This is a genomic window from Pseudomonas sp. K8 (assembly GCF_014889455.1).
GTDB lineage: Bacteria > Pseudomonadota > Gammaproteobacteria > Pseudomonadales > Pseudomonadaceae > Aquipseudomonas > Aquipseudomonas veronii.
This window is the reverse complement of the sequence record NZ_VJWO01000007.1, coordinates 26,865-41,818: the sequence shown is the minus strand read 5'-3', so window position 1 is coordinate 41,818 and position 14,954 is coordinate 26,865. Positions and strand designations below refer to the sequence as shown.

Here is a 14,954-nt window from a genome sequence, read left to right as displayed (position 1 = left end):
GGGAGAAGAAACCCGTGGGCTGACGTTGCTGCGGGGCGCACTTTACAAGCCTTTGCCTTACAGTTCAACGCCCTATCGAAAAAAAAGGCCTCGCAACGCGAGGCCTTCTCTTTATAGCCCGACCGACCGAACTCAGTGGAAGACGATTTCGTCGTTTTCCACCGTGGCCTTGACGCTGGTGCCCGGCATAAAGCTGCCCGACAGAATCAACTGGGCCAGCGGGTTTTCGATCCAGCGCTGGATCGCACGCTTCAACGGCCGTGCGCCATACACCGGGTCGTAACCGACCGCGATCAGCTTGTCCAACGCCTCGGGGCTCAGCTCCAGCGCCAGCTCGCGCTCAGCCAGACGGCTGCGCAGGCGGCCCAACTGGATCTCGGTGATGCCCGCGATCTGATCCCGTGCCAAAGGCTCGAAGATCACCACTTCATCGACCCGGTTGATGAATTCCGGGCGGAAGTGCGTGGTCAGCGCATCCATCACAGCTGCGCGCTGGGCTTCACGATCGCCCACCAGTTCCTGGATCTGCACCGACCCCAGGTTGGAGGTCATCACGATCACCGTGTTGCGGAAATCCACAGTACGCCCGTGGCTGTCCGTCAGCCGGCCATCTTCCAGCACCTGCAGCAAGATGTTGAACACGTCCGGGTGGGCCTTCTCGACCTCATCCAGCAGGATCACCGAGTAAGGCTTGCGCCGTACCGCTTCGGTCAGGTAACCGCCTTCCTCGTAGCCTACGTAGCCCGGTGGCGCCCCGATCAGGCGAGCCACGGAATGTTTCTCCATGAACTCGGACATATCGATCCGCACCATGGCTTCTTCGGTGTCGAAGAGGAACTCGGCCAAGGCCTTGCACAACTCGGTCTTACCCACACCGGTCGGGCCGAGGAACATGAACGAGCCACTTGGACGATTCGGGTCGGACAACCCGGCACGGGAACGCCGTACCGCGTTGGACACCGCCACCACCGCCTCTTCCTGGCCGATGACGCGCTGGTGCAACAGGCTTTCCATCTTCATCAGCTTGTCGCGCTCGCCTTCGAGCATTTTCGACACGGGGATACCGGTCCACTTCGAGACAACTTCGGCAATTTCTTCCTCGGTCACCTTGCTGCGCAGCAATTGGTTCTCGCTGTGACCATGCTGGTCGACCATCTGCAGGCTGCGTTCCAGGTCCGGGATCACCCCGTACTGCAACTCGGCCATGCGGTTCAGGTCGCCCTTACGGCGTGCGGTTTCCAGCTCCTGGCGCGACTGCTCGATCTTTTGCTGGATCTGTGCCGAACCCTGTACTTCGGCTTTTTCCGCGTTCCAGATTTCCTCGAGGTCCGAATACTCGCGTTCCAAGCGGAGGATTTCTTCCTGGAGTTTTTCCAGGCGTTTTTTCGCCGCTTCGTCCTCTTCTTTTTTCAGTGCCTGGGATTCGACTTTCAGTTGAATCAGGCGCCGATCCAGACGGTCGAGCACTTCCGGCTTGGAGTCGATCTCCATGCGGATACGGCTGGCCGCTTCGTCGATCAGGTCGATGGCCTTGTCGGGCAACTGCCGGTCGGTGATATAGCGATGGCTCAACTTCGCCGCCGCAATGATCGCGCCGTCAGTGATCGCTACCTTGTGGTGGACCTCATAGCGTTCTTTCAGGCCCCGCAGGATCGCGATGGTGTCTTCTTCGCTCGGTTCTTCCACCAGCACTTTCTGGAAACGCCGCTCAAGGGCCGCATCCTTCTCGATGTACTGGCGGTATTCGTTGAGCGTGGTGGCACCCACGCAGTGCAACTCGCCCCGCGCCAAGGCAGGCTTGAGCATGTTGCCGGCGTCCATCGAGCCTTCGCCTTTACCGGCGCCGACCATGGTGTGCAGCTCGTCGATAAACAGAATGATCTGCCCTTCCTGCTTCGACAGCTCGTTAAGCAGGGATTTGAGACGTTCTTCGAACTCGCCGCGGAATTTCGCGCCGGCGATCAGCGACCCCATGTCCAGGGACAGCAGGCGCTTGCCCTTGAGGCCGTCCGGCACTTCACCGTTGATGATGCGCTGGGCCAGGCCCTCGGCAATCGCGGTTTTACCCACGCCAGGCTCACCGATCAGCACCGGGTTGTTCTTGGTACGGCGCTGCAGGACCTGGATGGTGCGACGAATCTCGTCGTCACGGCCGATCACCGGGTCAAGCTTGCCTTCTTCGGCGCGCTTGGTCAGGTCGACAGTGTATTTATCCAGGGCCTGGCGCGACTCCTCGTGGTTGGGGTCGTTCACCGCTTCGCCGCCACGCAGGTTGTTGATGGCGTTTTCCAGGGCTTTTTTGCTGACGCCCTGGCCCAGCAACAATTTGCCGAGCTTGCTGTTTTCGTCCATGGCGGCGAGCAGCACCAGCTCGCTGGAGATGAACTGGTCGCCCTTCTGCTGGGCCAGGCGGTCCGCTTGATTGAGCAGGCGCGCCAAATCCTGGGACATATTCACGTCGCCGGTAGGATTCTGGATTTTCGGCAGTTGGTCGAGCTCTTTGCTCAACTCTTTGCGCAGGCTGTTGACGTCGAAGCCTACCTGCATCAGCAAGGGCTTGATAGAACCACCTTGCTGCTCCAGGAGCGCCTGCATCAAGTGCGCAGGCTCAATGGCCGGGTGGTCGAGGCCGACCGCCAGGGATTGGGAGTCGGATAAGGCCAATTGCAATTTACTGGTTAAACGATCAATACGCATTAGTCACCTTCCTTTTGAGCAGGCCGGAGCTACAAACACATCCTGAATGAAGAAACCTGCCAGATAGCCCTATAGATGTGGTCGATTCTGGGAGATTCAAGCGTCGGACAGTTGACGTAGATCAGAAGAGTCTAGCGCTCCAGCCAAATAAGGGAGGCGAACCGACCCGTGCGTGGACTGCGGCGGAAAGAAAAGAAGCGCGGATCGTTCACGGTGCAGAACCCGCCACCGTAAACGGCAGTGATACCGCGGGCAGCCAGGCGCAAACGGGCCAGTTGGTAGATGTCGGCCATGAACTTGCCGGGGTTGCGACTGGGCACAAAGGCCTGGGCAGTGCCCGGCAGTTGCTGCACGAACGCTTCCCGCACTTCCGGGCCGACTTCGAAGGCTTGCGGGCCAATGGCCGGGCCCAGCCAGACCAATATGTCGGCAGGCTCGGCTTGCAGGCTTTCGGCGGTGGCCTCCAGCACGCCCGCGGCCAAGCCACGCCAACCCGCGTGAGCGGCGGCGACGCGTGTGCCGGCGCGGTTGCAGAACAACGCAGGCAGGCAATCGGCGGTCATGGAGGTGCAGGCGATGCCCGGCGTGCTGGTCCAACTGCCGTCGGCTTCGGCAATGCGCTCGGGGTCAGCCTCGACCACGTTCACGCCGTGGACCTGGCGGAGCCAGGCCGGCCGGACATGAAAGACTTCGGTGAGGCGACGGCGATTTTCAAGCACAGCCTCGGGGCTGTCCTCGACGTGATCGCCCAGGTTGAGGCTGTCGAACGGCGCCAGGCTGACGCCGCCCGCACGGGTGGTGACGCAGGCCTTGACCTGAGCCGGCGCGGGCCAGTCAGGAATCAGCCAGTCACTCATCCGATAAATGCCTCGCGATCCTGCCTGAGCAGCGACAGCAACCAGACCAGATCGTCCGGCAGAGGCGATTCCCAGCTCATCCGTTTACCGCTCGTCGGATGATCCAGCTCCAGGAACCGCGCATGCAGCGCCTGACGCGGGAAGGACTTCAGCGATTCAACCATGGTGGCACTGGCCGCCGGCGGAATACGGAAGCGACCGCCGTAGGCCGGATCTCCGACCAACGGGAAGTTGATGTGCGCCATGTGTACGCGAATCTGGTGGGTACGGCCGGTTTCCAGCTTGACCCGCACATGGGTGTGGGACCGGAAACGCTCCAGCACACGGTAGTGGCTGACGGCCTGCTTGCCGCCTTCCATCACCGCCATACGCTGGCGCTGCTGGCCGTGACGACCGATAGGCGCATTGATCTTGCCACCCGCCACCACGACGCCGATCACGATGCACTCGTAGATCCGGCTGACGCTGCGGCTCTGCAACTGTGTAACCAGCTGCGTCTGGGCCTGAATGGTCTTGGCCACCACCATCAAGCCGGTCGTGTCCTTGTCCAGGCGGTGTACGATGCCGCAGCGCGGGACATTGATGATGTCCGGCACATGGTGCAACAGGGCATTGAGCAAGGTGCCATCAGCGTGCCCGGCCGCCGGGTGAACCACCAGGCCTGCGGGTTTGTTGATGACCAGGATGTCGTCGTCTTCATAGACGATGTCCAGCTCGATGTCCTGGGCGATCCATTCTCCCTGGGCTTCCTGCTCGGCAGTCAGCTCAAGAATCGCACCGCCATGGACTATGTCTCGCGGGCGGATAACCGCTCCATCCACAGTCAGGCGGCCGTCTTTGATCCAGGCGGAAAGGCGCGAGCGCGAGTGCTCAGCGAATAATTGTGCGGCGACTTGATCGAGGCGTTGGCCGCCCAATTCGGACGGCACCTCTGCGCGAAGTTCAATTTTATCGGACATGCTCAGACTAGGCGTGGCACAGCCTTTGGTTTCGGCTGCGCGCTTGTGGTTAAATACGGCGTCTTTTGCCCCGATGCTTTCAACGGGGCGCTCATCATAACAGGACGGCCCCGCCCAAGACAGCGGCCGTCATAGGGACGCAAGCCGCCATGCAAGTGAAACACCTGCTGCTGATCGCCATCCTCGCCATGACTGCTGCTTGCTCGTCAACAAAGGAAGTCGTCGACGAAAACCTGAGCGAAGTCGAGCTGTATCAACAAGCTCAAAAAGACTTGGACAATAATAGCTACACCAGTGCCACAGCCAAGCTGAAGGCCCTGGAGTCGCGCTATCCGTTCGGGCGCTACGCCGACCAGGCCCAGCTCGAGCTGATCTACGCCAACTACAAGAACGCCGAGCCGGAAGCCGCCAAGTCCGCCGCCGAGCGTTTTATCCGCCTGCACCCGCAGCACCCGAACGTCGACTATGCCTACTACCTCAAGGGCCTGACCTCGTTCGACCAGGACGTTGGCCTGCTGGCGCGCTTCCTGCCGCTGGACATGACCAAGCGTGACCCGGGCGCTGCCCGCGACTCCTACAACGAGTTCGCCCAGCTGACCAGCCGCTATCCCAACAGCCGCTACGCGCCGGACGCCAAGCAGCGCATGATCTACCTGCGCAACCTGCTGGCCTCCTACGAAATCCACGTGGCCCACTACTACCTGACCCGTCAGGCTTACGTGGCAGCCGCCAACCGTGGTCGCTATGTCGTGGAAAACTTCCAGGAAACCCCTTCCGTGGGTGATGGCCTGGCGGTGATGACCGAGGCCTACCAGCGCCTGCACCTGGACGCCCTGGCGGCCACCAGCCTGGAAACCCTGAAGCTCAACTACCCGGATCACCCAAGCCTGAAAGACGGCCAGTTCGTGCCTCAGGTTGCCGAAGCGGACAACCGTTCGTGGCTGAGCAAGTACACCCTGGGCCTGATCGAGTCGCGTCCACCGCTGCCGCCGGGTGAAACCCGCGCCAACCAGGACGTGATGAAACAGTTCCAGGACGCCAAGGAAGCCATCCCAGCGGACCTCAAGCCCCATGATGAAAATGGCGATGTGATCGAAGAACAAGCGCCGCAAGCCCTGGGCAACAACCAGGACCGCTCGTGGTTCAGCTACATGACCTTCGGTGTGTTCGACTGATCATCCGACGCAACGTAAAAAGGGAGCCCTCGGGGCTCCCTTTTTTATGCGCAAGCATTATTGCGCTGTGCGCCTGCCACGTCCTTGGCTAAACTGGCGCATTCCTTGTCGAGAAACTGCCCATCATGGTTCGTCTACTGTTCTGGATTGCCGTCATTGCTGCCGCGGTATGGTTCTGGCGCAAATTCAAAAACCCGGCCGTCAAACAACAACGTTCCGGCGAACCCGACGCAACGCCAATGGTGCGCTGCGCTCACTGCGGCGTGCATCTGCCGCAGGACCGAGCACTGAGCTCACGGCAAGAATGGTATTGCACCCAGGCGCATCTGGAGCAAGGGCCGAAAGCTATCCAACGTTGATCCGACCTGCGGGCGCGTAGGGCGCCGGGTCGATGATCGGCGTGTGCCCCAGCAACAAATCGGCGAATAACTGGCACGACGCCGGCGCCAGCACGAGGCCGTTGCGGTAATGCCCGCAATTGAGCCACAGCCCGTTGAAACCGGGGACCGGACCGATGTAGGGAATACCTTCCGGCGAGCCTGGCCGCAGGCCCGCCCAATGGCCCACCACCTCGGCATCCGCCAGGGCGGGAATCAACTCCACGGCCGAAGCCTTCAGGCTCTCCAGCGCTGATCCGGTCGGCGTCTTGTCGAACCCTTCATGTTCCAGGGTACTGCCAATCAGAATGTGCCCGTCACGCCGCGGGATCGCATAACGCCCGTTGGCCAGGACCATGCTCGACAGAAAGTCCGAGGCGCATTTGTACAGAATCATCTGGCCCTTGACCGGCTCAACCGGCAGCGACAGGCCCAGCTTGTCCAGCAACTGCCCACTCCAGGCCCCCGCCGCAAGCACGACCTGATCACCAAGCACCGGCCCGGCAGGCGTATTCACGCCGACGACGTTGTCGCCGTCCAACACAAACCCGTCAACTTCGCACTGTTCATGAATCGTCACGCCTGGCAGCGCCAGCAGCGCCGCCTTGAGCGATTTGATCAGGCGCGGGTTGCGCACATTCGCCACATTCGCCATGTAGATCGCCTGGGAGTAACCACCGCCCAACACCGGAACCGCATCATGGGCGACCGACACATCCACCTTGCTCAATGGTCGTCCTTCGCGCGCGGCCCAGGCCAATGCGTCGGCTTCATCCTCCAGGTCCAGCCAGTAGAGGCCGGTGGTGTGGACCTCCGGGTCAACGCCGGTATCGGCAAACAAGCGCTCGGCCAGTTGTGGATAAAAGTCCTGGGACCAATGAGCCAAAGCCGTGACTGCCGGGCTGTAGCGCCACGGGTACAGTGGCGAGACAATGCCGCCACCTGCCCACGAGGACTCCTGCCCGAGCCCCGAGCGCTCCAGCAGTACGACTGCCAGGCCCTGGGTCGCCAGGTTGAACGCCGTCAACAAGCCGATTACTCCGCCACCGACCACCACCACTCGCTGTTGCTTAGCCATCATTTGATCCAGCCGATAAACAGGGAAAAGCGCACTCGGCGCCCACTCATGGAGTACACCCATCACTGCCCCCAGCATGTCTTGCGTGACATGCCTGGGGCCGCTCCGGGGTTGGTCCGCGCACCGCTACTGGTCAGGCTGAATGCCCCGCAAGCGTCGCCTGCCATGACAGAGTCGACGCCTGGTGTGGCCAGCAGGCTGAAATCCTGAGGGTTCAGCGCAGCCGTGATTCTATAGCGATCATTGCCGACGCTGACGCCGCTTGCATCAATAAAACTGCCATTGCTCGTGTAATACCGCTCCAGAGACTGAGCTTGCTCGGTCAACAGCACGACAATTTCCGCGCGATAGGCCTTGTTCACATGGCCGACATACGCCGGATAAACGACACCGGCCAGCACCGCGACGATCGCCACGGCAGTCAGTAACTCAATCAATGTAAAACCCTGGCTATCCATGCCCATTGCGCCGCTCCTCAGTAAAGTTGTCGCCACATCACTCGCTGAAACCGCGAGCGCCCCCCCTCGTCCACCCGCGCATACATGGCCTCCAGCACCGTGCGCGATTGGCCACGGAGCCCCACCGCCGTAACCCGATAGAGCATTGCCGGCATCTGCGCAGGCAAATGAGCCAGCCCCACGACAGGCCCGAGCGCCTGAACCGCGTAAAGACCGCCGTCCATGGCGGCCCAGTTCACCCTCGAAACGGGATCGGTTCCGGGAGCTATCACCGAAGACGACTCGCGCGGCGGCGCACAGGTGATGATCGCCGCGCACACAGGCCACGCGGCGCCTGCCCGCCGCACGGCCGCCTCCCCCAGCCTCAGGCCACTTTCGGCACTTTGTAGCGACTGGTTGCGATGCCAGACACTGCCAACGACCTTCTGCTGGGACACCGCACCCTGCATCGAAGACAACGCGATCAGCGATAACAGCAACAGGAACACCAGGCTGATCAGCAGCACCATGCCCGCCTGCCGTCGCTCAACAATACGAAACCCTGCCATGGTCGCCCTACCCCAGCCGGTTGCGCAGCGCTGCAACCACGCTCCAGGTTTGCGCCTTCACCAACCCGTCCGGGTCTTGCAGCGTCAAACGGATGCGTACACTGCGTATCAGCGAATTGTCGGCCGGGCCGGGGTCATAACCCACCACCGGCGTCGAGTCAGGCTTGGCTGCGACGCCGAAACTGATCTCGAACGCCTGCACGTTGTCCACCAGCACCGCCCTGGCCGGGGCTGACGGGGTACTGACTTTCAGCTGGCCAGCCTCGAAGGTGTAGGTGAGCTGGCGTATCGCAAAGCGTATCTGCCCCGGCACGGCGGGTGGTGGCGTACCGGTATAAGCGTGGGCAGAGCCGGAGCAGTCGGACAATACGGTCCAATCCGGCTTGCCGCCGTCCTCGCCGACCTCAGCGCTGACCAGCGTCAGCGACCTTGCGTCACCCGTGGCACTCCAGCTGATTGGTCGATCGAAAGCCAACGGCGCACCTTCGATCGATGCCGTAGCCAGGCAACCGAACATGCCCGCCAGGCGAATGTCCTGAATCAGCTTGCCGAGCGCAAACCGCGCATCATCCTGCAGCAGCATGGCGGCCTGCTGGCTGGCATCGGTGGTTCGAGCGCTGATGGCGATTTGGCTGAACCCAAGGCTCAGCACCAACCCGAGCGTCAACGCCAGCAGCAGCTCCAACACACTGAAACCCCGCACCCGCCGATTCATTGCGACACCTGCGATTCATCGGCGATGCGGCTGGTGAGTGTGAGCGTTTCCCTCGCCCCGGCTTTTTTTTCCCCCCTGGCATCATCCCAACTGATGCTCACGGTCACCTCGTCGGCACGAACGAGCACCGAGCCACTGCCGCTGTCGCCGGCGAAACCGATGATATTGGCCTCGAAATCGTGCAGGTCGAGGTCGCGCACGCTGCCCGTCGACGTGAACAGTGGCGCGCGCTCGGTTCGCACCCACGAATAGTCGGCGCCAGCATTGGCGCGAATGCGGTCCAGCATGTCGTAGGCGATGAAGCTGGCCTGGCTGGTCATCCGCGTACTGTCGGTGTACTTGAGCGCATTGAGCTGGACCACCGCAGCGCCCAGCAGGCCGATCACCAGAATCAGCACCGCCACCACCACCTCGATCAGGGTCATGCCGGTTTGGTGGCGGGAAGTCACCGGTCGAAACAAAGCAGTCGAGCAAGCAAGCATTACCGTCGTCATCCCTGTCAGAGGCCGGAAAAAGCAGGAAAAACCTGCTGTGCGGCCCAAGACTAGCGGCGGTTTTCGGCCTGTGCCGCTCCCGGAACAAAGGGAAATACTTTGGACATAAAGGCCAGCATTCAACGCCACGACCGGAGCGCTATACCTAGGCATGCCACCTGAATATTCATCGAGTCCACGGAGGGACCGCACATGACACAACGAGGCTTCACCCTGATCGAACTACTGCTCGGGCTGATCCTGAGCGGCATCCTCGCGCAGCTGGCGGTCCCCAGTTTCAAGGGGTTGCTGGAGTCCCAGCAGCGACACAGTGCGGCCCAGTCTCTGGTTGGCGGCCTGCGCTATGCGCGCAGCGAAGCCATCGCACGCAACCGGGCGGTAGTCATTCATGCCTTGGACGACGATTGGAGCCGGGGCTGGCGGGTGATCGTGGACCTGAACGGGCGCGGCCATCTGGACGACGATAATCCCGTACTGCTGGAACACCAGGACAATGGGCGCGTACCGATCGTGGGCAATGGCCCGGTCAGGAGCCAGGTACGCTTCAGCGGGCTGGGCGAGCCGGTCTTTGCCGGCGGGGGCTTTCGTGCCGGCACCGTGCATGTATGCGCCACGGATCAGGCACAAAGCCTGTTTCAAGTGGTGCTGGCCCCCAGCGGACGCATCAGCCTGCGCCGGGATAAAACCGAGCAGGCATTATGCCGGGGCTCGCTCAACACCCTGGGACTCAGAGCAGCGAACGCACCCGCAGCTCCTTGGGCATGGAGAAAGTGATGTTCTCCTCACGACCGGCCAACTCATCGGCACCGGTGGCGCCCCAGGCCTGCAACTGCTGGATCACACCGCGCACCAGCACTTCCGGCGCCGAGGCGCCCGCAGTGATGCCGATGCGCTCGACACCGTCGAACCAACTGCGCTGCATGTCCTCGGCGCCGTCGATCAGGTACGCCGGCGTGGTCATGCGTTCAGCCAGTTCACGCAGGCGGTTGGAGTTGGAGCTGTTAGGGCTGCCGACAACCAGCACCACATCACATTCATCGGCCAGCTGCTTGACTGCGTCCTGGCGGTTTTGCGTGGCGTAGCAGATGTCGTCCTTGCGTGGGCCGCCAATTGCCGGGAAGCGTGTGCGCAGGGCATCGATCACTCGGCTGGTGTCGTCCATCGACAACGTGGTCTGGGTGACGAAGGCCAAACGCTCAGGGTTGCGTACCTGCAGGTTGGCGACGTCTTTTTCGTCTTCCACCAGGTAGATCGCGCCACCGTTGCTGCCATCGTACTGGCCCATGGTGCCTTCGACTTCCGGGTGGCCGGCGTGGCCGATCAGGATGCATTCACGGCCATCGCGGCTGTAGCGCGCGACTTCGATATGCACCTTGGTAACCAATGGGCAGGTGGCATCGAACACTTTCAGGCCGCGGCCTGCCGCTTCGGTCCGCACCGCCTGGGATACGCCGTGGGCGCTGAAGATAACGATAACGTCGTCCGGCACCTGGTCGAGTTCTTCGACAAAGATGGCGCCGCGAGCGCGCAAGTCTTCGACCACGAATTTGTTGTGGACGACTTCATGGCGCACATAAATCGGCGGCCCGAAGACTTCCAGGGCACGGTTGACGATTTCGATCGCGCGGTCCACGCCGGCGCAGAAGCCACGGGGGTTGGCGAGTTTGATTTGCATGCTGTGCCTCGTGTCTTTGTGGGAGCTGGCTTGCCTGCGATGCGGTCGACTCGGTGTATCAGGTACACCGAGGTGATGCCATCGCAGGCAAGCCAGCTCCCACACAAGCCAGCGCCCGCAGGAGCCGGTTCTGTCAGTTAGAGCGCTTTAACGTCGAAGATTTCTACGTCAAACGTCAAGGTTTTACCGGCCAACGGATGGTTGAAGTCGATGGTCACTTGCGCGTCATCGAAGGCTTTGACCACACCCGGCAGCTCGGTGTTCGCTGCATCGTTGAAGATCACCAGCAGGCCTTCCGACAGCTCCATGTCCTGGAACTGCGAACGCGGGATGATCTGTACGTTTTGCGGGTTGGGCTGGCCAAAGGCGTTTTCCGGCAGGATCTGCAGGGTGCGCTTGTCGCCGGCCTTGAAGCCGAACAAGGCCGCTTCAAAACCCGGCAGCAGGTTGCCATCGCCCACCTTGAAGGTCGCGGGGGATTTGTCGAACGTGCTGTCGACCGTGTCGCCATTCTCCAGGCGCAATGCGAAATGCAAGGTGACTTCCGTGTTCTGGCCGATGCGTTGTTCAGCCAATACCTGATCAGTCATGAACGGTCTCTCCGGTTTTCTTACTTTTGAACATATCGAGTGCCAGCATGATTGCACCGACGGTGATGGCGCTGTCGGCAAAATTGAACGCGGGGAAGTACCAGCGGTTCTGCCAATGCACCAGAATGAAGTCGATCACATGGCCCAGGGCGATGCGGTCGTACAGGTTGCCCAGCGCGCCACCCAGCACCAGTGCCAAGGCGATGGCCAGCCAGGTGTCATCGCGCCCCAGGCGCTTGAGCCAGACCACCAGCACCGCACTGACCACCACGGCGATCAGGGCGAACAACCAGCGTTGCCAGCCGCCGCCATCGGCCAGGAAGCTGAACGCCGCGCCGGTGTTATAGGCCAGCGTCCAGCTGAAGTAATCCGGGATCACCACGATCTGCTGGAACATCTCCAGGGAGCCCTCGAAGTGAGCCTTGCTGACCTGGTCGATGACCAGGACCAGCACGCTCAATACGAGCCAGCCAAGACGTCCGAAACGACTGGCGTTAGGCATAGTGACGAACCTCGCCGGCACCGCTGATGTTGTCGACGCAACGACCGCAGATTTCCGGATGCTCAGGGTTCACGCCGACATCTTCACGGCAGTGCCAGCAACGGGCGCACTTGGGGAAGGCCGACTTGACGACTTTGAGCTTCAGGCCAGGCACTTCGGTGGCCACGGCGTCCGCCGGGGCCTGGGCGAATGGCGCCAGGCTCGCGGTGGAGGTGATCAGCACGAAGCGCAGTTCGTTGCTCAGCTTGGCCAGGTCGGCGCTCAGGCCCTCCTCGGCAAACAGGGTGACTTCGGCTTGCAGGTTGCCACCGACGGCCTTGGCCGCGCGCTGCACTTCCAGCTCCTTGTTCACGGCCACTTTCACCGCCATCACGCCGTCCCAGTACTCGCGACCCAGTTCGAAGTCGGCCGGCAGTTCGGTCAGGCCTTCGTACCAAGTGTTGAGCATCACCGATTCGTTGCGCTCGCCCGGCAGGTATTCCCACAGTTCGTCGGCGGTGAAGGCCAGGATCGGTGCGATCCAGCGCACCAGCGCTTCGGAGATGTGGTACAGCGCGGTCTGCGCCGAGCGGCGCGCCTTGCTGTTGACGCCGGTGGTGTACTGGCGGTCCTTGATGATGTCGAGGTAGAAACCGCCCAGCTCCTGCACGCAGAAGTTGTGGATCTTCGAGTAGACGTTCCAGAAGCGGTATTCGCCGTAGTGCTCTTGCAACTCGCGCTGCAGCAACAGGGTACGGTCCACGGCCCAACGGTCCAGGGCGAGCATGTCCTCGGCCGGCAGGATGTCGGTGGCCGGGTTGAAACCGGTCAGGTTCGACAGCATGAAGCGTGCGGTATTGCGGATACGGCGGTAGGCATCGGCGCTACGCTGCAGGATCTGCTCCGACACGGCCATCTCGCCCGAATAATCGGTCGAGGCCACCCACAGACGCATGATGTCGGCGCCCAGGGTGTCGTTGACCTTTTGCGGCGCGATCACGTTGCCCAGGGACTTGGACATCTTGCGGCCGTTTTCGTCGACGGTGAAACCGTGGGTCAGCAGTTCGCGGTACGGTGCGTGGTCGTCGATGGCGCAACCGGTCAAAAGCGACGAGTGGAACCAGCCACGGTGCTGGTCCGAACCTTCCAGGTACAGGTCGGCGCGCGGGCCGGCTGCATGACCCATCGGGTGCGAACCGCGCAGCACGTGCCAATGGGTGGTGCCGGAGTCGAACCACACGTCGAGGGTGTCGCTGATCTTGTCGTACAGCGGCGCTTCGTCGCCCAACAGCTCGGCGGCGTCCAGCTTGAACCAGGCTTCGATGCCTTCCTGCTCAACGCGCTGGGCCACGACTTCCATCAGCTCGACGGTACGCGGGTGCAGCTCGCCGCTTTCCTTGTTGAGGAAGAACGGGATCGGCACGCCCCAGTTGCGCTGGCGGGAGATGCACCAGTCCGGACGGTTGGCGATCATCGAGTGCAGGCGCGCCTGGCCCCAGGCCGGGACGAACTTGGTGTCTTCGATGGCTTTGATTGCGCGATTGCGCAAGGTGTCGCCGCTGGCTGGTTCTTTATCCATACCGATGAACCACTGCGCGGTGGCGCGGTAGATCAGCGGGGTCTTGTGGCGCCAGCAGTGCATGTAGCTGTGCTTGATGGTCTCGGTGTGCAGCAGCGCGCCGACTTCCGACAGCTTGTCGATGATCGGCTGGTTGGCCTTGAAGATGAACTGGCCACCGAAGAATTCCAGGGACGGCGCATAAACACCGTTGCTCTGCACCGGGTTCAAGATGTCGTCGTTGACCATGCCGTAGGCCTTGCAGGTCACGAAGTCGTCTACGCCGTAAGCAGGCGCGGAGTGAACGATGCCGGTGCCGGCGCCCAGTTCAACGTAGTCAGCCAGGTACACCGGCGACAGGCGGTCGTAGAACGGGTGACGGAAGTTGATCAGTTCCAGCGCAGAACCGGTGGTGGTGGCGATCACCGAACCTTCCAGCGCGTAACGCGCCAGGCAGGCTTCGACCATCTCTTCGGCCAGCACCAGCAGGCGATCACCGACATCCACCAGGGCGTAGGTGAATTCCGGGTGGACGTTCAGCGCCTGGTTGGCGGGGATGGTCCACGGGGTGGTGGTCCAGATCACGATGGCGGCTGGCTTGGCCAGGCTTGCCAGGCCAAAGGCCGCGGCCAGCTTGGCGTCGTCGGCGATCGGGAAGGCCACGTCGATGGTCGAGGACTTCTTGTCTTCGTACTCGACTTCCGCTTCAGCCAGGGCCGAACCGCAGTCGAAGCACCAGTTCACGGGCTTGAGGCCCTTGAACACGAAACCGCCCTTGACGATTTCGGCCAAGGCGCGGATTTCACCGGCCTCGTTCTTGAAGTCCATGGTCTTGTAGGGATTGGCCCAGTCGCCCAGGACACCCAGGCGGATGAACTCGGACTTCTGCCCTTCGATCTGCTCGGTGGCGTAGGCACGGCACAGTTCGCGGGTTTTATCGGCGCCCAGGTTCTTGCCGTGGGTCACTTCGACTTTGTGTTCGATCGGCAGGCCGTGGCAATCCCAACCCGGGACATACGGCGCGTCGAAGCCCGACAGGGTCTTCGAGCGGACGATCATGTCCTTGAGAATCTTGTTCAGCGCATGACCGATGTGAATCGTGCCGTTGGCATAAGGAGGGCCGTCGTGCAGGACGAATTTCGGACGATCCTTGCCAATTTCGCGCAACTTTCCGTACAGGCCAATACTGTCCCAGCGCTGCAGGATCTGCGGTTCGCGCTGTGGCAGGCCGGCCTTCATTGGGAAGGCGGTGTCCGGAAGGTTTAGCGTGGCTTTATAGTCGGTCATTTAAG

At 61.8% G+C, this 14,954-nt stretch carries 15 protein-coding genes; 3 read left to right on the top strand and 12 right to left on the bottom strand.

The annotated features are described in order from the left end of the window. Positions 1 to 132 precede the first annotated feature (132 nt). The 3 genes from clpB to rluD form a co-directional block, all read right to left on the bottom strand. On the bottom strand, positions 133 to 2,697 hold the full coding sequence (clpB, locus tag INT12_RS07155) for an ATP-dependent chaperone ClpB (protein ID WP_017845477.1): 2,565 nt from the start codon (positions 2,695 to 2,697) through the stop codon (positions 133 to 135). 131 nt (positions 2,698 to 2,828) lie between these two features. Continuing rightward, positions 2,829 to 3,554 (bottom strand): peptidoglycan editing factor PgeF, encoded by a 726-nt coding sequence (gene pgeF, locus INT12_RS07150; RefSeq protein WP_017845478.1) that lies wholly within the window; start codon positions 3,552 to 3,554, stop codon positions 2,829 to 2,831. Further along, on the bottom strand, positions 3,551 to 4,513 hold the full coding sequence (rluD, locus tag INT12_RS07145) for a 23S rRNA pseudouridine(1911/1915/1917) synthase RluD (RefSeq protein ID WP_046488081.1): 963 nt from the start codon (positions 4,511 to 4,513) through the stop codon (positions 3,551 to 3,553). Before rluD ends, pgeF begins: the two co-directional genes overlap by 4 nt. 149 nt (positions 4,514 to 4,662) lie before the next feature. Between rluD and INT12_RS07140 the strand changes: the two genes are divergently transcribed. Both INT12_RS07140 and INT12_RS07135 read left to right on the top strand, forming a co-directional pair. Further along, a complete protein-coding gene (locus INT12_RS07140) occupies positions 4,663 to 5,688 on the top strand; it encodes an outer membrane protein assembly factor BamD (RefSeq protein WP_017845480.1) in 1,026 nt (341 codons plus the stop codon). Positions 5,689 to 5,813: 125 nt separating this feature from the next. Beyond that, a complete protein-coding gene (locus tag INT12_RS07135; RefSeq protein ID WP_026139830.1) occupies positions 5,814 to 6,047 on the top strand; it encodes a PP0621 family protein in 234 nt (77 codons plus the stop codon). Here the strand turns inward: INT12_RS07135 and thiO are convergent. The 5 genes from thiO to pilV all read right to left on the bottom strand — a co-directional run bounded on the left by thiO (position 6,034) and on the right by pilV (position 9,346). Next, positions 6,034 to 7,143 carry a glycine oxidase ThiO gene (gene thiO, locus INT12_RS07130; RefSeq protein ID WP_017845481.1) on the bottom strand — a complete coding sequence of 370 codons (1,110 nt, stop codon included), beginning with the start codon at positions 7,141 to 7,143 and terminating at the stop codon, positions 6,034 to 6,036. The genes INT12_RS07135 and thiO overlap by 14 nt on opposite strands. A 62-nt stretch (positions 7,144 to 7,205) precedes the next feature. Continuing rightward, positions 7,206 to 7,607 carry a type IV pilin protein gene (locus INT12_RS07125; protein WP_017845482.1) on the bottom strand — a complete coding sequence of 134 codons (402 nt, stop codon included), beginning with the start codon at positions 7,605 to 7,607 and terminating at the stop codon, positions 7,206 to 7,208. Positions 7,608 to 7,618: 11 nt separating this feature from the next. Next, entirely contained in the window at positions 7,619 to 8,110 is a 492-nt protein-coding gene (locus INT12_RS07120; protein WP_232925416.1) for a PilX N-terminal domain-containing pilus assembly protein, read from the bottom strand. Between the two features lie 46 nt (positions 8,111 to 8,156). After that, positions 8,157 to 8,864, bottom strand: coding sequence for a PilW family protein (locus INT12_RS07115; protein ID WP_126588906.1), 708 nt, complete (start codon positions 8,862 to 8,864; stop codon positions 8,157 to 8,159). Next, the gene (gene pilV / locus INT12_RS07110; RefSeq protein ID WP_413468882.1) at positions 8,861 to 9,346 is read right to left on the bottom strand and encodes a type IV pilus modification protein PilV; all 486 of its coding nucleotides are present in this window, start codon (positions 9,344 to 9,346) and stop codon (positions 8,861 to 8,863) included. The genes INT12_RS07115 and pilV overlap by 4 nt, the downstream gene beginning before the upstream one ends. A 204-nt stretch (positions 9,347 to 9,550) precedes the next feature. Between pilV and INT12_RS07105 the strand changes: the two genes are divergently transcribed. Beyond that, positions 9,551 to 10,132 (top strand): GspH/FimT family protein, encoded by a 582-nt coding sequence (locus tag INT12_RS07105; RefSeq protein ID WP_046384738.1) that lies wholly within the window; start codon positions 9,551 to 9,553, stop codon positions 10,130 to 10,132. Here INT12_RS07105 and ispH read toward each other — a convergent pair. The 4 genes from ispH to ileS form a co-directional block, all read right to left on the bottom strand. Next, the gene (gene ispH, locus INT12_RS07100; protein ID WP_193040108.1) at positions 10,086 to 11,033 is read right to left on the bottom strand and encodes a 4-hydroxy-3-methylbut-2-enyl diphosphate reductase; all 948 of its coding nucleotides are present in this window, start codon (positions 11,031 to 11,033) and stop codon (positions 10,086 to 10,088) included. The genes INT12_RS07105 and ispH overlap by 47 nt on opposite strands. A gap of 137 nt (positions 11,034 to 11,170) precedes the next feature. Next, positions 11,171 to 11,608 carry an FKBP-type peptidyl-prolyl cis-trans isomerase gene (gene fkpB, locus INT12_RS07095; RefSeq protein ID WP_169850802.1) on the bottom strand — a complete coding sequence of 146 codons (438 nt, stop codon included), beginning with the start codon at positions 11,606 to 11,608 and terminating at the stop codon, positions 11,171 to 11,173. 7 nt (positions 11,609 to 11,615) lie between these two features. After that, positions 11,616 to 12,125, bottom strand: a complete 510-nt coding sequence (gene lspA / locus INT12_RS07090) for a signal peptidase II (protein WP_017845489.1) — start codon at positions 12,123 to 12,125, stop codon at positions 11,616 to 11,618. Then, positions 12,118 to 14,949 (bottom strand): isoleucine--tRNA ligase, encoded by a 2,832-nt coding sequence (gene ileS, locus INT12_RS07085; protein WP_017845490.1) that lies wholly within the window; start codon positions 14,947 to 14,949, stop codon positions 12,118 to 12,120. Before ileS ends, lspA begins: the two co-directional genes overlap by 8 nt. Positions 14,950 to 14,954 lie beyond the last annotated feature (5 nt).